This window comes from Corynebacterium sp. NML 150383 (genome assembly GCF_002285085.1).
Classification (GTDB): Bacteria; Actinomycetota; Actinomycetes; order Mycobacteriales; family Mycobacteriaceae; genus Corynebacterium; species Corynebacterium gottingense.
The window spans coordinates 238,070-255,453 of the sequence record NZ_NSGK01000001.1; the positions used below are offsets into that span (position 1 = coordinate 238,070).

23 protein-coding genes and 1 pseudogene are annotated in these 17,384 nt (G+C 64.6%); 14 read left to right on the forward strand and 10 right to left on the reverse strand.

What is annotated here, in order from left to right:
- Window positions 1-24 precede the first annotated feature (24 nt).
- Genes CKJ85_RS01120 through CKJ85_RS01130 form a run of 3 tightly spaced genes read left to right on the forward strand, consistent with a single transcriptional unit; the run spans window position 25 to window position 3,947 of the window.
- The gene (locus CKJ85_RS01120) at window positions 25-2,007 is read left to right on the forward strand and encodes a bifunctional UDP-sugar hydrolase/5'-nucleotidase (RefSeq protein ID WP_095553165.1); all 1,983 of its coding nucleotides are present in this window, start codon (window positions 25-27) and stop codon (window positions 2,005-2,007) included.
- Between the two features lie 26 nt (window positions 2,008-2,033).
- Window positions 2,034-2,786 (forward strand): spermidine synthase, encoded by a 753-nt coding sequence (locus tag CKJ85_RS01125; RefSeq protein ID WP_233126898.1) that lies wholly within the window; start codon window positions 2,034-2,036, stop codon window positions 2,784-2,786.
- Window positions 2,787-2,831: 45 nt separating this feature from the next.
- Window positions 2,832-3,947, forward strand: coding sequence for an FUSC family protein (locus CKJ85_RS01130; protein ID WP_143340115.1), 1,116 nt, complete (start codon window positions 2,832-2,834; stop codon window positions 3,945-3,947).
- Here the strand turns inward: CKJ85_RS01130 and CKJ85_RS01135 are convergent.
- The 5 genes from CKJ85_RS01135 to CKJ85_RS01155 form a co-directional block, all read right to left on the reverse strand.
- Window positions 3,880-4,380, reverse strand: coding sequence for a 2'-5' RNA ligase (locus CKJ85_RS01135; protein ID WP_095553167.1), 501 nt, complete (start codon window positions 4,378-4,380; stop codon window positions 3,880-3,882). The genes CKJ85_RS01130 and CKJ85_RS01135 overlap by 68 nt on opposite strands.
- A 21-nt stretch (window positions 4,381-4,401) precedes the next feature.
- Window positions 4,402-4,866 carry a hypothetical protein gene (locus CKJ85_RS01140; protein WP_143340116.1) on the reverse strand — a complete coding sequence of 155 codons (465 nt, stop codon included), beginning with the start codon at window positions 4,864-4,866 and terminating at the stop codon, window positions 4,402-4,404.
- 32 nt (window positions 4,867-4,898) lie between these two features.
- On the reverse strand, window positions 4,899-5,186 hold the full coding sequence (locus CKJ85_RS01145; RefSeq protein WP_095553169.1) for a GNAT family N-acetyltransferase: 288 nt from the start codon (window positions 5,184-5,186) through the stop codon (window positions 4,899-4,901).
- Window positions 5,187-5,288: 102 nt separating this feature from the next.
- A complete protein-coding gene (locus CKJ85_RS01150; protein ID WP_095278913.1) occupies window positions 5,289-5,738 on the reverse strand; it encodes a VOC family protein in 450 nt (149 codons plus the stop codon).
- A gap of 47 nt (window positions 5,739-5,785) precedes the next feature.
- On the reverse strand, window positions 5,786-6,523 hold the full coding sequence (locus CKJ85_RS01155) for a type II CAAX prenyl endopeptidase Rce1 family protein (RefSeq protein ID WP_233126899.1): 738 nt from the start codon (window positions 6,521-6,523) through the stop codon (window positions 5,786-5,788).
- A gap of 290 nt (window positions 6,524-6,813) precedes the next feature.
- Here CKJ85_RS01155 and CKJ85_RS01160 point away from each other — a divergent pair, with 290 nt between their 5' ends.
- The 3 genes from CKJ85_RS01160 to CKJ85_RS01170 are packed head-to-tail and all read left to right on the forward strand — an operon-like array spanning window position 6,814 to window position 9,901.
- Window positions 6,814-8,019 carry an ABC transporter substrate-binding protein gene (locus tag CKJ85_RS01160; protein WP_095553171.1) on the forward strand — a complete coding sequence of 402 codons (1,206 nt, stop codon included), beginning with the start codon at window positions 6,814-6,816 and terminating at the stop codon, window positions 8,017-8,019.
- The gene (locus tag CKJ85_RS01165) at window positions 8,020-9,144 is read left to right on the forward strand and encodes an iron ABC transporter permease (RefSeq protein WP_095553172.1); all 1,125 of its coding nucleotides are present in this window, start codon (window positions 8,020-8,022) and stop codon (window positions 9,142-9,144) included.
- A 4-nt stretch (window positions 9,145-9,148) separates the two neighbouring features.
- Complete coding sequence (locus tag CKJ85_RS01170; RefSeq protein ID WP_095278917.1) at window positions 9,149-9,901, forward strand: ABC transporter ATP-binding protein; 753 nt, start codon at window positions 9,149-9,151, stop codon at window positions 9,899-9,901.
- 22 nt (window positions 9,902-9,923) lie between these two features.
- On the opposite strand, the gene CKJ85_RS01175 is transcribed toward CKJ85_RS01170, so the two are convergent.
- The gene (locus CKJ85_RS01175; RefSeq protein ID WP_095553173.1) at window positions 9,924-10,286 is read right to left on the reverse strand and encodes a DUF2200 family protein; all 363 of its coding nucleotides are present in this window, start codon (window positions 10,284-10,286) and stop codon (window positions 9,924-9,926) included.
- Between the two features lie 177 nt (window positions 10,287-10,463).
- On the opposite strand from CKJ85_RS01175, the gene relB reads away from it, so the two are divergent.
- From relB to CKJ85_RS01195, 4 genes and pseudogenes are all read left to right on the forward strand, one after another.
- On the forward strand, window positions 10,464-10,679 hold the full coding sequence (relB, locus tag CKJ85_RS01180) for a type II toxin-antitoxin system RelB family antitoxin (RefSeq protein ID WP_165765475.1): 216 nt from the start codon (window positions 10,464-10,466) through the stop codon (window positions 10,677-10,679).
- Between the two features lie 8 nt (window positions 10,680-10,687).
- A complete protein-coding gene (locus CKJ85_RS01185) occupies window positions 10,688-10,972 on the forward strand; it encodes a type II toxin-antitoxin system RelE/ParE family toxin (protein WP_095553174.1) in 285 nt (94 codons plus the stop codon).
- Between the two features lie 61 nt (window positions 10,973-11,033).
- Entirely contained in the window at window positions 11,034-11,477 is a 444-nt protein-coding gene (arfB, locus tag CKJ85_RS01190) for an alternative ribosome rescue aminoacyl-tRNA hydrolase ArfB (RefSeq protein ID WP_095278927.1), read from the forward strand.
- Window positions 11,478-11,498: 21 nt separating this feature from the next.
- Window positions 11,499-12,289, forward strand: a pseudogene (locus tag CKJ85_RS01195) (alpha/beta hydrolase).
- A 3-nt stretch (window positions 12,290-12,292) separates the two neighbouring features.
- Here CKJ85_RS01195 and CKJ85_RS01200 read toward each other — a convergent pair.
- Window positions 12,293-12,598, reverse strand: a complete 306-nt coding sequence (locus tag CKJ85_RS01200) for a HigA family addiction module antitoxin (RefSeq protein ID WP_095278919.1) — start codon at window positions 12,596-12,598, stop codon at window positions 12,293-12,295.
- An 8-nt stretch (window positions 12,599-12,606) separates the two neighbouring features.
- Window positions 12,607-12,888 (reverse strand): type II toxin-antitoxin system RelE/ParE family toxin, encoded by a 282-nt coding sequence (locus CKJ85_RS01205; protein WP_095535158.1) that lies wholly within the window; start codon window positions 12,886-12,888, stop codon window positions 12,607-12,609.
- A 328-nt stretch (window positions 12,889-13,216) separates the two neighbouring features.
- Here CKJ85_RS01205 and CKJ85_RS01210 point away from each other — a divergent pair, with 328 nt between their 5' ends.
- The 4 genes from CKJ85_RS01210 to CKJ85_RS01225 all read left to right on the forward strand — a co-directional run bounded on the left by CKJ85_RS01210 (window position 13,217) and on the right by CKJ85_RS01225 (window position 16,151).
- Entirely contained in the window at window positions 13,217-13,567 is a 351-nt protein-coding gene (locus CKJ85_RS01210; RefSeq protein ID WP_095278920.1) for a VOC family protein, read from the forward strand.
- 145 nt (window positions 13,568-13,712) lie between these two features.
- Window positions 13,713-13,820 (forward strand): alkane 1-monooxygenase, encoded by a 108-nt coding sequence (locus tag CKJ85_RS01215; RefSeq protein WP_233126900.1) that lies wholly within the window; start codon window positions 13,713-13,715, stop codon window positions 13,818-13,820.
- Between the two features lie 82 nt (window positions 13,821-13,902).
- Window positions 13,903-14,262 (forward strand): helix-turn-helix transcriptional regulator, encoded by a 360-nt coding sequence (locus tag CKJ85_RS01220; RefSeq protein ID WP_070828718.1) that lies wholly within the window; start codon window positions 13,903-13,905, stop codon window positions 14,260-14,262.
- Window positions 14,259-16,151: a cation-translocating P-type ATPase gene (locus CKJ85_RS01225; protein WP_095535159.1), complete on the forward strand. Its 1,893-nt coding sequence runs from the start codon at window positions 14,259-14,261 to the stop codon at window positions 16,149-16,151. Before CKJ85_RS01220 ends, CKJ85_RS01225 begins: the two co-directional genes overlap by 4 nt.
- Window positions 16,152-16,229: 78 nt before the next feature.
- Here CKJ85_RS01225 and CKJ85_RS01230 read toward each other — a convergent pair whose 3' ends face one another.
- Window positions 16,230-17,237 (reverse strand): NAD(P)-binding domain-containing protein, encoded by a 1,008-nt coding sequence (locus tag CKJ85_RS01230; RefSeq protein ID WP_095535160.1) that lies wholly within the window; start codon window positions 17,235-17,237, stop codon window positions 16,230-16,232.
- Entirely contained in the window at window positions 17,215-17,340 is a 126-nt protein-coding gene (locus CKJ85_RS12285; RefSeq protein ID WP_255395988.1) for a hypothetical protein, read from the reverse strand. Before CKJ85_RS12285 ends, CKJ85_RS01230 begins: the two co-directional genes overlap by 23 nt.
- Window positions 17,341-17,384 lie beyond the last annotated feature (44 nt).

Consider the following 17,384-nt stretch of genomic DNA (forward strand, 5'->3'; position numbering starts at 1 on the left):
CAGTTCGTCAGAAAGGCCCGACCCGTGCGCTTCCGCCGCAACGTCCAACTCCTCGCCACCACCACAGCCGCCGCGCTCGCCGTCTCACTGGCGCCCGCTGCGCTCGCTGCCGATGACACCGCAGAGTTCACCATCTCCAACATCACCGACTTCCACGGTTATTGGAAGCCCACCGACAAGGTGCCCGGCGCGGCGGCGCTGAAGTGCTCCGTGGACAAGGTCGCCGAAGGCAAGACCCACATCTTCACCTCCGCGGGCGACAACATCGGCGCCTCTCCCTTCGAGTCGATGCTGCTGGATGACCAGCCGACGCTGGACCTGCTCAATCTCATGGGGCTAAAAGTCTCCGCGATTGGTAACCACGAGTTTGACCACGGCGCATCGGACGTCGAGGAGCGCGTGGTCAAGCAGGCCGACTTTGACTACCTGGGCGCGAACGCCCACACCATCGACGGCGTCAAGGACTACACGGTCGAGGAGCTCGACGGCGTGAAGGTCGCCTTCGTGGGTACCGTGACCGACGACATGCCGAACTTGGTCTCCCCCGACAACATCAAGGGCATTACCTGGGATAACCCGGTCGAGACCACCAACGCGCTGGCGAAAAAGCTGAAGGACTCCGGCGAGGCAGACGTTGTCGTCGCGCTCGTGCACGAGGGCAACCTCGGGCCGGACGACTTCAGCAAAGACGTCGACCTCGCGTTCCTCGGCCACACCCACCAGGTCATCGAGCCTGGTCAGACCAGTCCCGTGGTTATCCAGGCCGGCGAGTACGGCAAGCACCTGGCCAACGTCGATCTTTCCTTCGATCGCGCGACCAAGAAGGCGACCGTCAAGCACGCAGAGCTTCTCGACGCCGACGCTATCCGCGCCTGCGACACCCCCGAACCGGAGGTCGACGCCATCATGCAGCAGGCCGAGGAGAAAGCTGGCGCGGAGGGCGAGCGCATCGTGGGCAACGCGGGCACGGATTTCTACCGCGGCGCGAAGGAGGGCAAGGAATCCGGCTCCTCCGTGGGCGTGGAATCCCAACTGAACAACTTCGTCGCGGAGATCACCCGCTGGGGTGTGGACCAGAACTCCGCCATCACCCCCGACATCGGTGTGATGAACGCGGGCGGCGTGCGCTCGGACCTGGAGCAGGGCGACGTGACCTACGCCGAGGCCTTTGCGGTCCAGCCGTTCGGCGGCGAGAACACCTACGTGGAGATCAGCGGCAAGGACTTCGTCGACGCGCTCGAGCAGCAGTGGCGCGACGGCGACTCCATGCCGTTCGCCGCGCTCGGTGTGTCCGACAACGTCACCTACACCTACGATCCGGAGGCGCCGCAGGGCTCGCGCATCACCTCGGTCACCGTCGATGGCGCGCCGATCGACCCGGCGAAGAAGTACGTCATCGCCGGCTCCACCTTCATCCTGGGCGGCGGCGACCACTTTGAGGCGTTCACTCGCGGCACCGCACCCGCCAGCCTGGGCTACTTGGACCTCAACGCCCTAGTCGAGGCGCTCGGAGCAGGCAAGGCGAAGGCCCCGCGCGGCGGCCAGTCCAACGTCGGCGTGCACCTGGACGCCCCGCTGACCGCGGGCACGCCCGCGACGATCAACCTCTCCTCGCTGCAGTACACACTTGGCGAGACCGCGAAGCAGGTCACCGTGTCGCTCGGTGATGCGACGGCAACCGCAGACATCGACCCGGCCTACGGCCCGGAGGGGATGAACGAAAAGGGCAAGGCGACCGTGGCTCTCGACGTCCCGGCCGACATGTCCGGTACCCAGGAACTGCACGTCACCACCGACGCGGGCACCGACGCGACCGTCCCGGTCGAGGTCGCACCGGCGCGGGACGCCGACGAGCCGGGCACCCCGGCCCCCGCAGGCAGCTCCGCCGCCGACTTCGCCTGGATCCTGCCGGTTGCGCTCGCCGGCCTCGCCGGCCTGGGCAGCCTCATCGCGCTGCTTCTGCCACAGCAGGTCGACCAGGTGCTCGGACCGATTGCCAAGCGTTAAGGCCACTCCGCTCATGACTGCCGGTGATGCACATGGGCCGCGGTAAGCCGCGCGCCGAGAAACGGCACATCACCGGCACCTATTCCATCGACACGGGCACCGCCGCGATCGTGGCGGACCCGTCCCGCGACGGTGGCTACACCCTCGAGGTCAACAACGTCCCGTCTTCCTACGTGGTCCCCGGCGCGCCCGAGGTGCTGGAGTACGACTACATTCGCTGGTTCACCCAGCTCATCAGCGCGCACGAGGCGGCCGGCAACCTCCCACGCCCGTTCACCGCCGTGCACCTCGGCGCCGCGGGCTGCACGTTCGCATCGTATCTCCAACAGCGCTACCCGGATTCCACCAACATTGCCGTCGAGCTGGACAGCGCACTCGCCGACCTCGTGCGCTGGGCGTTCGACCCGCCGGTACAGCTCGCGGTTGCGGAAGCCCGGACGTTCACGCACGCGCTCGCGCCCGGCTCCGTCGACGTGATCGTCCGCGACGTCTTCGCGGGGCCGGACACGCCCCGCGCGCTGACCACCGTCGAGTTCTTCACCGCCGCGCGGCGCGCCCTGCGCCCAGGCGGGCTGTTCCTGGCCAATATCGGCGACACGGAGGGGTTGCCGCGCACCCGCGCCGAGCTCGCCGGTCTGGAACTCGTCTTCGGCCACACCGCCGCTCGCTCCGAGGGTCGGGGGTACGGGAATGTGGTCGTGGGGGCGTCGACAAGCAGCATTGCGCTCGACGGGGCCTTGCTTATCGACGCCAACGAGTGCGCCCCACTCCGCGACTGATTACAGTGTTGCGAGTTCCCGAAGCGAAGCGACAAGAGGCCAACGTTGCACCATTTCAGCCCGCTGTTTCAGATGGGGCCTGCGAAGCGCGACCATATTCCCGCGTTCCGCACCGCGCTCGGCGTGGCGATCCCGATGTTTACACTGCTGGCGCTTGGACGACTTGACCTGGCAATTTACGCAAACTTCGGCGCGTTCACCGGCGTGTACGGCCGCCACGCCACCCCGCAGGTGCGGCGCAAGCACCATCTGCTGGCCGGGAGCGCGCTGACCCTGTCGGTGACGATCGGCGCAACAATAGCCTGGTTGGGCCTCAGCCCCTGGATCTTGTTGCTGGTCAGCTCGCTGGTGTCCTCGGTGTGGGCAACGATTGCGCTCGCGGCCGATATGAAGCCGACCGGTTCCGTCTTTGTGATCTTCTCGGTCGCCGCGGTCGGCTCGCTGCGCGACCCGGTGCACCCGCTCATGGCGTTCGGCATCGCGGGCAGCTCGGCGCTGCTCTGCCTGGCGCTCGGCCAGTGTTCCCAGTACATCGGCGAGGGTCCCGGCGGCAACGCGAAGGCCCCCGAGCGCCCGTCGCGCGCCCCCGACGCCGGCCCCGTGCCCCGCAAGCGGCTGCGCGTTGAGGCCGCTCGTTTCTTCTTCTCCCCGCTCCTCGCGGGCGTGATCGGCCTGCTCTCGGTGATGCTCATCGACCCCCTCTCGCACTTCTACTGGGCGATGGTGGCCGCGGTCGCGCCGCTGGTGAACTCGCGGTTCAAGGTGCAGTACTTCCGCGCGATCGAGCGCGTGCTGGGCACGCTGTCGGGCATCCTGGTCGCGGGCTTCCTGCTCTCGCACCCGATGCAGGGGTGGCAGGTCGTGGTGTGGATCATCGTGCTGCAGTACCTCACCGAGATGTACGTGACCCGCAACTACACCATCGCCGGCAGCTTCATCACCCCAACCGCGCTGCTGATGATCCAGACGGTGCAGGCTGCCCCCGTCGCGCCGATGCTGCTTGCCCGCACGGCTGAGACGATCCTGGGCGCGGCCGCGGCGCTGGTCATCATCGCGATCGGCTACGTACGCAAGTACCCGACCGTGGTGCTCCCTAAAGCTGCAGGTCTTGGCCAACAGTCGGACGGTAGTACACAGCCCGGTCCGCAGTCAACGCCCTGAGGTGCGGATCCGTCACCTCAGCGAGCGCTCCGATGTACCCGGGCACCATTGCCTTTGGTAGGCGCAGCCCCAGCGTCAGGTGCGGTACCCACCGCTCCCCCCGCCCATCAGGGTTCTCTGCGCTGAGCTGCCGGGCGGCGCGCTCCAGTGCTTCCGGCGCCTCGAGTAACCACGCGACCGTCTGCTTGGACTTGGTGCCAAAGACGACGGTGCCCACCCGATCCAGTCTCGCGGGGAGCAGCGGCGGCAGGAGCGCCGCCGCGCTTTCTACCACGCTCTGGCGCATCCGCGGCGCAAACGTCACCGAGATATGGGGGCGCTGGTGCTGACGCGGGAATCCCCGCTGCTCCAGCGCGTCAAAGATCCCGCGGACCTGCTCTTCCTCCGTGTCGGGGAGGCGCAAAAGGATGTTTTCCGGCGAGCGCGAGGACATTCCAGTCGGTCGTTTCCCGAGTTAGACAAACTCGACCGAGTCGAGCAGTTGCTGAAATTCCGGGGCGAGCTCCTGGATCCGGCCCACGTCCGCGGTGAGCGCGAGCATGACCACCCACCGTTGCGCGCCGCCCTGCTCGCGCAAGATGAGGTAGTTCTGCAGCTGCGCCACCTCGCCGCGCGTGCCGTCCTCCGCCGAGGCGGACAGCGTCACCTGCTGCAGGCCCGCATTACCGTCGGGGCTAACCTCCCCCTGCTCCACGCGCGGATTCTGCCCCGCCTGCTCGAGCCGGGCGAGGTTGTCCTTCATGACCGCCCGCATGTCGGCGTCCTCCGCCAGCGCCGCGGTCAGCCCGCTGATGGTCGGCGGCATGAACACGGACTGCTCCGCCTCGGCCGCACGGGCGAGGAGGAAGTCCATGTTCGCGGGCGTGGTCGCCTGGACCCAGTTGCTATTCGGAAGGGAGAATTTGTACTTCGTGGCCATGGTGCCCAAGGGTACGGCACGCCCGCGAAGCGCTACGCAGTGCCGGCAGGCGAGCCAAACTCCCGGATGTAGCACAGCATGGCCACGTCCTGGCCCGCCTCAATGTTGGTGTATCTGCGCCGCTCGTAGAAGCGGCGGGCACCGACATCAACGGCGTCCACGTTGATCTGCACCTCGCCCACGTGTCGTGCGCGCGCCTCAGCCTCCGCGCAGTCCATGCGGCGGGTGCCAATGCCCCTTCCCCGGAGTTCGGGCCGCACGTAGAGCTCATCGAGCGTTGCGATCGGGCCGTCGTAATACGGGCTCGGGCGACTCCGCAAGCACTACGTACCCGCGGTCCCCTGCGATGAGCTTTGCGACGCTCCCCGCCCGGTCAACCCCCGCGACGGCAACCCCCGCCCCGCTGTCCAATCGCAACCGCGCTACGCCTGCGCAGCGTTGGCGCCGTTGTCGCCGCCCGGGGCGGTGACGTTCCACGCGACGTTAAAACGGTCGACCACCATGCCGAAGTGCTCGCCCCACGGCGCCTGGGCGAACGGCATGCGCGCCTCGCCGCCGTCTGCAGCGAGGGCGTCGTAAAGCTTCTTTGCCTCCTCGGGCGAGTCCGCTTCGACGGTGAAGCCGTACTCGCTGGCGCTGAGTTGCTCGCGGTCGTGCTCGAGGTCGTCGCCGCCGGAGATGGTGAACGGGCCGCGCAGCAACGCGTGCGCGACCTTGTCACGGGGCGGTTCGAACGGGAACTGCACGCCGTTGTCCAGCTGCTCGCCGTAGGTGAGGATGCGGAGCTCGCCACCGAAGACGGAGTGGTAGAACTCAAGCATCGCGCGAGCGTTGCCGGGGAATGCGATATAGGTGCATGTGTGAATTGCCATGCGGCCAAGCGTAGACGCACAGCGCCGGTGTTGCCCGGCGGAGGAGGTTACGGGCGCAGGGGGCGCCGTGCTCGACGGAACGCAACGGTGAGCACGACCACCGCGAGCGCCGCCGCGACGAACTGCGTTGCGGTCCCGCCCAGCGACAACGGCACCCCGTAGTCCTGCAGGCTTGCCGCAGTATTCCACGCCGCGTGTGCCGCGACGGCGATGCCGATACCGTTGAAATACCAGGCGAGCCAGGCGTAGAGCAGGCCGTCGAGGAAGAAGTGCGCAAACGCGAGGGGTTCGCTCCAAGCTGCGGGGTGCACGGCAACGAACAGGAGCGCAGCGGCGATCGCGCCGACGAGCGGGTGCCGCGTCCACGCGGTAAAGGCCTGGAAGACAAGCCCGCGGAACAGCATTTCCTCGGCAAGCGCGGCAAGCAGAATCGCCACGAGCTCGAGCGGGAACGTACTGGAAAAGCCTGCGAACGCCTTGTCCCACGACGAGCCGAACGCGTAGACGCTGATCAGTCCCAGCGTGACGGCTATGACGGCAAACGCCAACAGATATGCCGCGACGAGCGTGAGCGGCCGCAGCGCTTTCCCACTCCACAGCACCGAAGCCGCGGAGCGCCGCCCCACCAGTTTGACTGCCACGAGCACCGCAATGATCTCGACGATCACGGTGGCGTAGGTAAACCAGCCGTCGACGTCCGGAGACGACGTGTCGAGCCCTGCCGCCTCGAGCGAGAGCCCGACGACCACTGTCATCGCGATCACCATGACGATCACGGTGAGCATTTCGGCCAACGGTTTCCACCAGGAGTAGTTCGATTGCCGTCTGGCGCCGAACGCGAAATCACGCACGCGATCCACTTGAGTTTCTTCTCCTCTTCTTTCGGGTTTCATACAGCCGGCACAACGCTACATCCGCGGATCGCCGGTCACCTGTTGGGCACCGCTCAGGCCGGTGAGAAGGATTGGATTGCACAATGAAAACCAGGGGGGGGTTGACCTAAAGAAAGGTTTGCCTTACTTTAGAAGGAGTGCTCGCAAAGGCGAGCCTTACCTAAAGCAAGAAAGGCCTGCAGTTGAAACTTTTCCATCGCGCCGGAGCACTCCTTGTCTCCGCAGCCACGGTCCTCGGGCTCGCCGCCTGCTCCGGAAGTGATGACGACACCGCCGCGGTGACCGAGACGCAGAACGCCTCCTCGTCCGCCGCGCGGAGCGCGGACGCCGTCCACATCACCGACGCCGCCGGACGCACGCTCGACTTCGAGGCGCGCCCCGAGCGAATCGTGCTCGCCGAGGGCCGCGCGGTGTACGCCACCGCGGCCCTGCAGGACAACCCATTCAACAACGTGGTCGCGTACGGCGACGACCTCAACAAGGCGGCCCCGGCACTGCAGGAAAGGCTGCTCGAAGACTACCCCGAAGCCGAGGATATGCCGATGATCGGCTCCATCCAGAAGGGCGACGTCACCGCTGAGAACCTCCTCGCCCAAAAGCCGGACGTCATCATCATGACGCTCGACCAAAAGAAGGCAAGCGAGGAGAACGGCTTCCTCTCCAACCTCGACGCGCTGGGGATCAAGTACGCGTTCATCGACTTCCGCCAGAAGCCGCTGGAAAATACCACCGTATCGATGACCATGCTGGGCGAGCTCTTGGGCCAGCAGGAGCGCGCGGAGAAGTTCAACGCCTTCTACGACGAGAAGGTGAAGACGATTACAGACCGCGTAGCCAACATCGAGGACCGCCCAGACACGCTGGTGTGGACCGCGGCCGGCTTCCAAGACTGCTGCTCTGTCGCTGGCGACGTCCACCTCGGCACCCTGGTCACGGCCGCGGGCGGCCACAACCTCGGCCCGGAGGTGCTCGGCACGGATTCCACCCAGCTGACGCCAGAAAAGCTCGTAGAGATCAACCCCGAGAAGCTCATCGTCACCGGTGGCGAGTGGGCAAGCGACCCGTCGAAGTCCGAGTCCTACCACCACGTCGAGCTGGGCTACCAAGCGGACGAACAGACCGCGATCGAGTCCTGCTCCGGCCCGCTGAAGATCCCGGGCATTGACCTGCTTGACGCGCCGAAGAACGGTAATTACTTTGCCGTGTACCACCAGTTCTACGACAACCCCTTCAACGTGTTCGCACTCGAGGCCTTTGCCAAGTGGCTCCACCCGGAGGAGTTCGAGGACATGGACCCGGCCGCAGACTTCGAGCAGTTCCACAAGGACTTCCTCCCCTTCGAATACAGTGGCGCGTTTTTCGCAGACCCCAACAGTGAAACCTCTTAAATGAACACTTCAACAGCCCTTCGACAGATCGACCCCAACGGCGCAGAGCGCACCGGGGCAGACGCCCAGGCCTCGGCGGGAACCGCCCGGAACGACGCGATTCGTTCGTACCGGAAGCGTGGGCGTCGAAAAGCACTTGCGATCGTGGGCCTGATTATCGCGGCGGCGGTGAGCTTCCTCATCGCCATCATCGTCGGCCCGCTGAACCTGTCGCTTGCCGACGTCTGGAACGCCGTCTTCAACCCGGAAAGCGTCGACGACCAGACGCGGACCGTCATCCGGACGCTGCGGCTGCCCGCGGCCGTGATGGCCGTCCTCGTGGGCGCCGCGCTGGGCCTCGCGGGCGGGCAGATGCAGACCATTCTGGATAACCCGCTGGCCGAGCCGTTCACCCTCGGTATCTCTGCGGCGGCCGCATTCGGCGCCGCGGTGTCGATCGTCATGGGCTGGGCCCTCATCCCCAACCCACAGTTCAACCTGGCGACCATGGCCGCGCTCACCGCACTGATCGCGGCGCTTATTGTCGCAGCGGCGTCCGTGTGGAAGGGCGCGAACGCGCAGTCAATGATCCTGCTCGGCATCGCGCTGTCCTTCCTCTTCCAGGCGCTCCTCTCACTCCTGCAGTACGGCGCGAACACCGAGGCGCTGCAACAGATCGTCTTCTGGACCATGGGCTCGCTGCAGCGCGCCAACTGGACCGCCAACATCATCCTCGCCGCCGTCATCGTCTGCGCGATCCCCTTCTGCATCGTCAACGCGTGGCGGCTCACCGCGCTGCGCCTGGGAGAGGACCGCGCCGCCGCGCTCGGCGTCGACGTGCAGCGCCTGCGCATCACCACCCTCATCGTCGCCTCTGTGCTGGCCGCAGCCTCGGTTGCGTTCACCGGCATCATCGGTTTCATCGGGCTGGTCGGCCCGCACGTCGCCCGCATGCTCGTCGGCGAGGACCAGAAGTTCTTCCTCCCCGCCGCGGCAGCTGCCGGGTCGATGCTGCTCAGCATCGCGTACGCGGTCTCGCTGTCCATCATCCCCGGGGTGGCCATTCCGATCGGCATCATCACCGCGCTCGTCGGCGTCCCGTTCTTCGTCTTCCTGATTTTCACCCGCGCCCAGCGGAAAGGATAACGCCATGACTATTCAGGCTGATGACCTCACCGTCCAGTACGGCCGCAACACCATCATCGACGCCATGAGTTTCGCCCCGCTCGACGGCGGCAAAGTCGTCGGGCTGCTGGGGCCCAACGCTGCCGGCAAGTCCACCCTGGTGAAGACACTCGCCGGCGTAAAGAAAGCCGCCTCCGGCTCCTGCACCGTCACCATCGACGGCCAGGAAGTCAAGGACAAGGACCGCCCGAACCACGTCGGTTACGTCCCCCAAGACCTCCTCTCCGGCGCGTCGCTCACGGCGTTTGAATCCATCATGATCTCCGCCAACCACGGCGGCAGCACAAGCGGTGACCCCGTCGACGCCACCGCGCGCGTCATGCACCGCCTCAACATCTCACACCTCTCCGACCGCATGATCACCGCGATGTCCGGCGGCCAGCGTCAGCTCGTCGGCATTGCGCAGATGCTCGTGCGCGAACCGAGCATTTTGCTTCTCGACGAGCCCACCTCCGCCCTCGACCTCCGCCACCAAGTGGAAGTCCTGCGACTGATCCGCGAGGAGATCGCCGGTACCAACAAGCTGGCAATTGTGGCAATCCACGACCTCAACCTCGCGGCCCGCTACTGCGACGAGCTCCTCGTCATGAAGGCCGGGCAGCGCGTCACGCAGGGTCCACCGACCGAGGTGCTCACCCCGGACCTGCTCGATGAGGTCTACGGCATCCGCGCCAAGATCCTCAGCGACTCCGGCGTCCCCGTCATCTGCCCCGTCTAAGCGGGTCAGGTCCTTTATTCACCTACTCGCCGCGCTTGATGTTTTCCATCTTCTTGCCGCGGGCGAGCTCGTCGACCAGCAAGTCCATCATGCGGATCTGGCGCATGAGCTCATCCTCGACCTCCTCCACGCGCACCCCGCACACCTTGCCGGTGATCAGGTCAGCATTCGGGGTGAGCGTGAGATCGGCGAAGAATTCGCGCAGCGTCTTTCCCGAGTCCGCGGCGGCCCGCAGCTCGTTCGGTTCAAGGAGCGTGAACCAGCCGAGGACGTCATCGAGTTCCTCGCGTGTGTGGCCCTTGCACTCCACCTTTGCAACGTAGTTGCCGTAGATGTCGCCGAACGGGTAGGCGAAGACTCGCTCTAACTTTGCCTGTTCGTTCATGCGCGTTTCCCTCTTGCTCCTTAGTGGTTCTGTGTGTTCATGTCCGAGCATCCCACGCTAGGCGGATGTGGCGAGGTATGACGTGTGCTGCTCGTCTTGCGCAGTTCGAGCACTCCAACCATTGCGCGATGCTCAACTACTGAATACACTGTATTCAAACTCACCAAGGGGGCAACCATGGCAACGATGACGATCCGGATGGATGACAACGATGCGGAGCTCGTGCGCAAGTACGCACGCTTCGAAGGAGTCACTCTTTCCGACTTCGCCCGCACTGCGATCTTGGAGAAAATCGAAGACGCGCACGATGTACAGGAGCTTCGCGACGCTCTCGCTCACGACACCGGTGAGCGGTTCAGCCTTGATGACATCCTGGCCGACCTCGATCAGTAGCGCTCCCGATGACCACACCGTCCGGCCACTACAAAGTCGAATTCACGGCCCGCGCACGCAAGCAACTCAAAAAGATGGACCGCTTTGATGCACGACTCATCGCCTCCTGGATCAAAGACAACTTGGAGGGCTGCACCGACCCACGAGCATTCGGGAAAGGGCTCTCCGCGAATCACACCGGAGAGTGGCGCTATCGCGTCGGCGCGTACCGAATCCTCGCCCTCATCAACGAAGGCACAATCACAATCGAGGTGCTTTCAATAGGCCATCGCCGCGAGATCTACCGCGATTAATCGTGCTCACGGCAGGCTCACCATTCTTCATAGACGCCAGTGCAAACGTAGGGTGGGTGACATGAACGACCTGACTATCGCCCCCGGCCCGGGGATCCCCGGTGGCGCGGTCATCGCTGCCACCGATCTAACGGAGCGGTTTGCACGATCATCGGGGCCGGGCGGCCAGGGCGTCAACACCACCGACAGCAAGGTCCAGCTTTCCCTCGACATTGCTGCGTGCGCATCGCTTACCGACGCCCAACGTCACCGCATCTTGCGCAACCTCGAACACCGTCTTGACGGCACCGTGCTTACCGTGAGCGCGTCGACGCAACGATCGCAGATTCGTAACCGCAGTGAGGCACGTCGCCGCCTGGCTGCGCTCTTGCGCGAGGCGCTCGCCCCGCCGCCTCCCCCGCGTCGCACAACGAAGCCAACGCGGGGCTCGGTGCGGCGCCATCGAGAGGCGAAGATGCGGCGCTCAGAACTCAAGTCCACGAGGCGGCGCCCCCAGATTCCCTAGCGCTCGCCATAGACTCGCGTTATGCCAAGAACCGACGTGCCCTTCCCCTCCGGGGGCGGCTCCTGCGCCGCGTGGCTGTCTGTCCCCGACTCGGCTCGCCGATGCCTGTGATGGCGCACGGCCTCGGCGGGGTGCGCCAGATGCGTCTCGACGCCTTCGCCGAACGCTTCAGCAGCGCCGGCTACCGCTGCCTGGTGTTCGACTACAGGCACTTCGGTGCCAGCGCAGGCGAGCCGCGGCAGCTGCTTTAGGTGCGCCGCCAACTGGAGGATTGGCGCAACGCAATTACATACGCACGGCAGCTCGACGGCGTCGATCCGGACCGGATCGTCCTGTGGGGCACCTCGTTCGCCGGCGGGCACGCCATCCGCACCGCCGCACGCGACCCGCGGGTTGCGGCCGTGATTTCCCAGTGCCCGTTCACCAACGGGTTCGCATCGACATTTGCGCTCCCGCCGAAGGTGTTGGCCAAGATCGCCGCGCTCGCCGGCATCGAAGCACTGATCCCACCTGGAGACCAGACGCCGTCGGGCATCACCGCCCGCTTCGGCGCCGACATCGTGCGCTACTTCCCCGGCCGCGACGCCCGCAAAATCCAGTGCCCCGCGCACCTCGCGGTGTGCGAGGACGATTCGCTGGCGCCGCCGCGCCCCACCCTGCGGCACGTGCGGAAGGCCCCGAGGGGAGAGGTTCGCATGCAGCCCGGCGGGCACTTCGACATCTACGTCGGCGACGCCTTCGAGCGCAACGTGGCGCAGCAGCTGGATTCCCTCGCGCGATACGTCCCGATAGGCTCCGGGGACGTGGATTAGGCGCTACGCCGAGACAGCTTGGATCGGTTGAATCTGCTCGATCTCGGCGAGGGCCTTATCTTCCGCCAGCTCAATCTCATACTGGTTCTGCAGATTCATCCAGAATATCGGCTCCACCCCAAAATATTTTCCGAGCCTAAGAGCGGTGTCAGCCGTGATTCCACGTTTGCCGTGCACAATCTCGTTAATACGACGGGGCGGAACCCCGATAGACACAGCAAGCTTGTGCTGAGTGATTCCGAATCCCTCAATGAAGTCATCTAAGAGAATCTCCCCAGGATGAATCGGCGGGTACAGCTTGTTCGACATGGCATTCCTTAGTGGTAGTCCTCAATGGTCACATGTTCGGGCCCTGCGCCCTTCCAGCGGAATGTAATTCTCCACTGGTCATTCACTCGGATACTAAACGTCCCTTTCCTATCTCCCTTGAGAGCCTCTAGGCGATTCCCGGGCGGTACGCGAAGAGCGTCAAGGGATACAGCAGCGTCGAGCTGGTGGAGCTTCTTGTTCGCCGACTTATGGATCCGAGGATCCAGTTTCGGAACTGGTTCACGCAGGAATACCAGCTCGGTCTCTCGGTTCCCGAACGACTGGATCATGCCTTACCCTACCCCCCCCATAACGCAAAGCGTCAATAACGCACAACGTTAAGCTTTAGCGTACCCGAATGCAAGTACACTCCCACCCCACGCAACAACACCGTTTCCGCATTACGGTGACTACCGTGAAGACAATACAAGGGAAGCCGATCAGTGAAGATCAGGTTGATACTTGGGGCACCGAAGCCGAAAATGGCTACGAGATCGAGTTCCTACTTTCTCGCGGGAGAAAACCTCGCGATACAAAACACTCCATTAGGCCGGAAGGCTCTAACTCCGCTCGTACACCAGACAGCGCATTTTAAGCCCCGCCCCTAAAATGATGCTCATGAGCGATCCCAATTTCACGATCCGGCAGATCACCTTCGACTGCAACGATCCCTCAAAGCTCGCCGAGTTTTGGTCCGCCGCAACCGGTTGCGAAATCGCCGCGGATTACGGCGATTTTGTGATGGTTGATTCCACCCCGGCGCTGGGATTTCAGCGCGTTAAGGATCCGACACCTGGGAAAAACCGCATGCACATCGACGTTGGCGGGGCGGAGCGCGAAACTTTTATCGAACGCCTCAAAGACCTAGGCGCTACCGAACTCACTACCCACGAGGCGCCGGGATTGGTGTGGACTGTCATGCAGGATCCCGAAGGCAACGAATTCTGCGTGGGCAACCCCGAAGCCTAGCTACACGTTAAATTTGAACTCCACGGTATGTCGTTGCAAAGTTACTTTCTCGTTAGCCTGCAACAATCAAAAAACAGTAATTTGCGTCAGTACACAGAGAACATATGGGGCGCACGGAAACACGCATTGGTTTTGCGGGATGGGCGTGGACGCCAACGTGAAGATTCTGGAGAACTTCGCCACCCGCGTCACCCCCGTCTTGGGGTGCCAGCCAAACCGCAAAGGACTAGTCATCGGCTACCCCATCGACTAATTCTTGCAGGTCACATGACCTTCGCGTAACTGTCAGTACAGTCTACGTTGAATAGTTCAGCGTACCGTGTATTGTTCAGCACATGCTGACTATTGCTTCACGCCTCGACGTCATGAACCGGCTCGGCCGGGCCATGGCGGATCCGACGCGTTCCAGAATCCTGATGACCCTACTTGACGGCCCGAGCTACCCGGCCGTGCTTTCGCGCGACCTGGACCTAACCCGCTCGAACGTCTCGAACCACCTGACCTGCCTGCGCGACTGCGGCATCGTCGTCGCCGAGCCAGAGGGCCGCAAGACCCGCTACGAAATCGCCGATCCGCACCTCGCGGCAGCGCTCGACGCGCTGGTGAACGCGACGTTGGCTGTCGATGAAAACGCCCCCTGCATCGACCCTGAGTGCTCCGTGCCCGGCTGCGGCGAGAAGGGAGCGGACGCATGAGCTCGGCGTGTGGGTGCGAACACGAACCCGCCAAGGAGATCGAAGAGCTCGATCGGCCATGGTGGAAGGACCCCGAATTGCTACTGCCAATCTTCTCCGGCGTAGCCCTCTGCATAGGCCTGGCGCTGGACTGGTCCGGGCTAGAGACACCCGCAACAGTACTGTTCTGGGTCGGCCTGCTGCTAGGGGCGTATACCTTCGCGCCCGGCGCAATACGGAACCTGGTCATGAAGCGCAAGCTCGGCATTGGCTTGCTGATGACGATCAGCGCGGTCGGCGCGGTGATCCTCGGCTTCGTCGGAGAGGCCGCGGCGCTAGCGTTCCTATACTCGATCGCCGAGGCACTGGAAGACAAGGCGATGGACCGGGCCCAGGGCGGACTGCGGGCACTGTTGAAGTTGGTACCGCAGACCGCGACAGTGCTACGCGACGGCACGGCGGTCGAGGTCGCAGCGAAGGACCTCGTGGCTCGCGAGCTGATGCTCGTGCGCCCCGGGGAGCGGATCGCCACGGACGGCATCATTCGGTCTGGGCGCTCCAGCCTTGACACCTCAGCGATCACCGGAGAATCCATTCCGGAGGAGGTCGCGCCCGGTGACGAGGTCCCCGCGGGAGCGATCAACTCCGCCGGTGTGCTGGAGGTCGAGACGACCGCAGCTGGAACGGACAACTCGCTGACCACACTCGTGGACCTGGTCGAGCAGGCGCAGGCGGAAAAGGGCGACCGCGCCCGGATCGCCGACCGGATTGCCCAACCTCTAGTTCCCGGGGTGATGATCCTGGCGGTGCTGGTCGGCGTGATCGGCTCGCTGCTGGGCGACCCCGAGACGTGGATCACCCGTGCGTTGGTAGTCCTGGTCGCAGCGTCACCGTGCGCGCTGGCAATCTCCGTGCCGCTGACGGTCGTGGCCGCGATCGGCGCGGCCAGCCAGTTTGGCGTGGTCATCAAGTCCGGCGCGGCGTTCGAGCGGCTCGGCGGCATCCGTCACTTGGCGGTGGACAAGACCGGAACCCTGACCCGCAACCAGCCCGAAGTTACCGGCGTAGTCCCGGCAGGGGGATTCGATCAGGCGCAGGTGCTTGCCTTCGCGGCGGCAATTGAGCAGCAATCGACGCACCCCCTCGCCGCGGCGATCGCGGCAGCGGGGCCCGAAGCGCCCGCCGCCCTGGACATCAGCGAGGAAGCCGGGCACGGCATCAGCGGCACCGTCGAAGGTCGACGGGTGCTGGTGGGCAGCCCCCGGTGGATCGACGCCGGGCCGTTGAAGGCAGACGTTGAGCGCATGGAGTCCGAGGGCCAGACCTGCGTCCTGGTCACCGTCGATGACGCTCTCGCTGGGGCGATCGGGGTCCGCGACGAGTTGCGGCCCGAGGTGCCCGAAGCCGTGCAGGCCCTGCACGCCAACGACGTGGAAGTAAGCATGCTCACCGGTGACAACACTCGCACCGCCCGGGCGCTGGCTGAAATCGCCGGAATCGACGACGTGCGCGCCGAGCTGCGACCCGAGGACAAGGCGAGCATTGTCGCCGAACTCTCCTCCAAGACGCCGACGGCGATGATCGGCGACGGCATCAACGACGCACCGGCACTGGCGGGCGCGACGGTGGGCATCGCGATGGGAGCGACCGGCTCTGACGCCGCGATCGAGTCCGCTGACGTCGCCTTCACCGGCCACGACCTCCGGCTGATCCCGCAAGCGCTGCAGCACGCCCGCCGAGGCAGCAGGATCATCAACCAAAACATCGTGCTGTCTCTGGCCATCATCATCGTGTTGATGCCGCTGGCGATCAGCGGCGTGCTGGGCCTGGCCGCCGTCGTGTTGGTTCACGAGGTCGCCGAAGTCATCGTGATTTTGAACGGCCTGCGGGCTGCGCAAGCGAAGCGCTGAGACACGCCTTCGCCCAGCGCGCTGGCTCTCCAACGCGGATCTTGGAAGGATCGAGCTGCTCAGGGACCAAGCGTCATCTCAGAACTTTTGGTGCCGAGCTTCATCGACACGGCCCGCGACCGCCTGGGCAGTGTGTTTGGCAAAGGGCCCCACACCCATTAGAGTTGCCGAGCCCTCGCCGGTCCAGTTGCCGTAACCAACTAGATGCAGATTCTTCACCGCGGTTTCGCGGCCGCGCATGAGGTGGCGGAATGGGCCGAGAGCCGGACGGAAACCCGTGCACCAAATCAGGTGGTCGTGGTCGAGCTCGCTCAGGTTATCGAAGATGGGGGTAGCGGTGAGCTGACCGGAGTTGCGGAGCTCACGTAGATGAGGAAGCGCGACAATATCCCCGAGGGTCGGGCCGGAATCACCGCCGAGAATCCGACGGCGGCTGCGTAAGAAAAGATCACGGCCATCGACATCATCAGGCATCCAGCGAGGCTCCTCAAGCGTGAACCATGTGACCTCCGACGTCCCGATGAGGTCGGCAGCGATCTGGGCACCCGAGTTCGCCCCACCGACCACCGCGACCTTCGCGCCGCGGAATGGTTCGGGACCGGGGTAGTTCGACGAGTGCCACTGGCGTCCGCGGAAGGTGCCGGGATAGTGGGGCACGAAGGGCGCGGACCACGTGCCTGTGGCCGCGACAACGTGCTCTGCTGTGAACTGACCGGCAGACGTGTCCAGATGGAACACCCCACCATCAAGAGAAACGCTGCGAACGTGCACTGGGCGCCTAACCGGGAGGTCGTACCGTCGTTCGTAGCTTTCCAGATAGTCGATGACATGGCGTGCCGGCGGATACCCCGGGTATCGCGGCATAGGCCAGCCAGGCAGATTGGAGAACTCCGCGGCCGAGAAAAGCGTCAGTGAAGGCCACGTGTGCAACCACGCTCCGCCGGGTTCCTCTTGATTGTCCAAGATCAAGAAGTCCGCTTTGAAGCGCCGCAGGTAGTATGCCGTAGCTAGGCCGGACTGGCCACCACCGACGACGATGGCCGTGTGATGCTCAGCCAATCGATCATCCCTCCATAAACTCCCCATCGAGAATGGTCAGCTTCACGCGCATGCCGCCCGCGAGCTTATCCTCATCCAGCAGGCCAGCTAGCTGGATCGACTCGAACCTGTTGTCGGCCACGGGGCTCAATGACTGCGATCGAAAGGTCAGCAGTTTCAGAAGTAACGTGCAGG

Coding starts and splice junctions, on each gene's coding strand:
- CKJ85_RS01125 (WP_233126898.1), top strand. CDS start 2,034: ATGCACATGGGCCGCGGTAAGCCGCGCGCCGAGAAACGGCACATCACC.
- CKJ85_RS01135 (WP_095553167.1), bottom strand. CDS start 4,380: ATGTCCTCGCGCTCGCCGGAAAACATCCTTTTGCGCCTCCCCGACACG.
- CKJ85_RS01140 (WP_143340116.1), bottom strand. CDS start 4,866: ATGGCCACGAAGTACAAATTCTCCCTTCCGAATAGCAACTGGGTCCAG.
- CKJ85_RS01150 (WP_095278913.1), bottom strand. CDS start 5,738: ATGGCAATTCACACATGCACCTATATCGCATTCCCCGGCAACGCTCGC.
- CKJ85_RS01155 (WP_233126899.1), bottom strand. CDS start 6,523: ATGCTCACCGTGATCGTCATGGTGATCGCGATGACAGTGGTCGTCGGG.
- CKJ85_RS01165 (WP_095553172.1), top strand. CDS start 8,020: ATGAACACTTCAACAGCCCTTCGACAGATCGACCCCAACGGCGCAGAG.
- CKJ85_RS01170 (WP_095278917.1), top strand. CDS start 9,149: ATGACTATTCAGGCTGATGACCTCACCGTCCAGTACGGCCGCAACACC.
- CKJ85_RS01175 (WP_095553173.1), bottom strand. CDS start 10,286: ATGAACGAACAGGCAAAGTTAGAGCGAGTCTTCGCCTACCCGTTCGGC.
- relB (WP_165765475.1), top strand. CDS start 10,464: ATGGCAACGATGACGATCCGGATGGATGACAACGATGCGGAGCTCGTG.
- CKJ85_RS01185 (WP_095553174.1), top strand. CDS start 10,688: ATGACCACACCGTCCGGCCACTACAAAGTCGAATTCACGGCCCGCGCA.
- arfB (WP_095278927.1), top strand. CDS start 11,034: ATGAACGACCTGACTATCGCCCCCGGCCCGGGGATCCCCGGTGGCGCG.
- CKJ85_RS01200 (WP_095278919.1), bottom strand. CDS start 12,598: ATGTCGAACAAGCTGTACCCGCCGATTCATCCTGGGGAGATTCTCTTA.
- CKJ85_RS01205 (WP_095535158.1), bottom strand. CDS start 12,888: ATGATCCAGTCGTTCGGGAACCGAGAGACCGAGCTGGTATTCCTGCGT.
- CKJ85_RS01210 (WP_095278920.1), top strand. CDS start 13,217: ATGAGCGATCCCAATTTCACGATCCGGCAGATCACCTTCGACTGCAAC.
- CKJ85_RS01220 (WP_070828718.1), top strand. CDS start 13,903: ATGCTGACTATTGCTTCACGCCTCGACGTCATGAACCGGCTCGGCCGG.
- CKJ85_RS01225 (WP_095535159.1), top strand. CDS start 14,259: ATGAGCTCGGCGTGTGGGTGCGAACACGAACCCGCCAAGGAGATCGAA.
- CKJ85_RS01230 (WP_095535160.1), bottom strand. CDS start 17,237: ATGGGGAGTTTATGGAGGGATGATCGATTGGCTGAGCATCACACGGCC.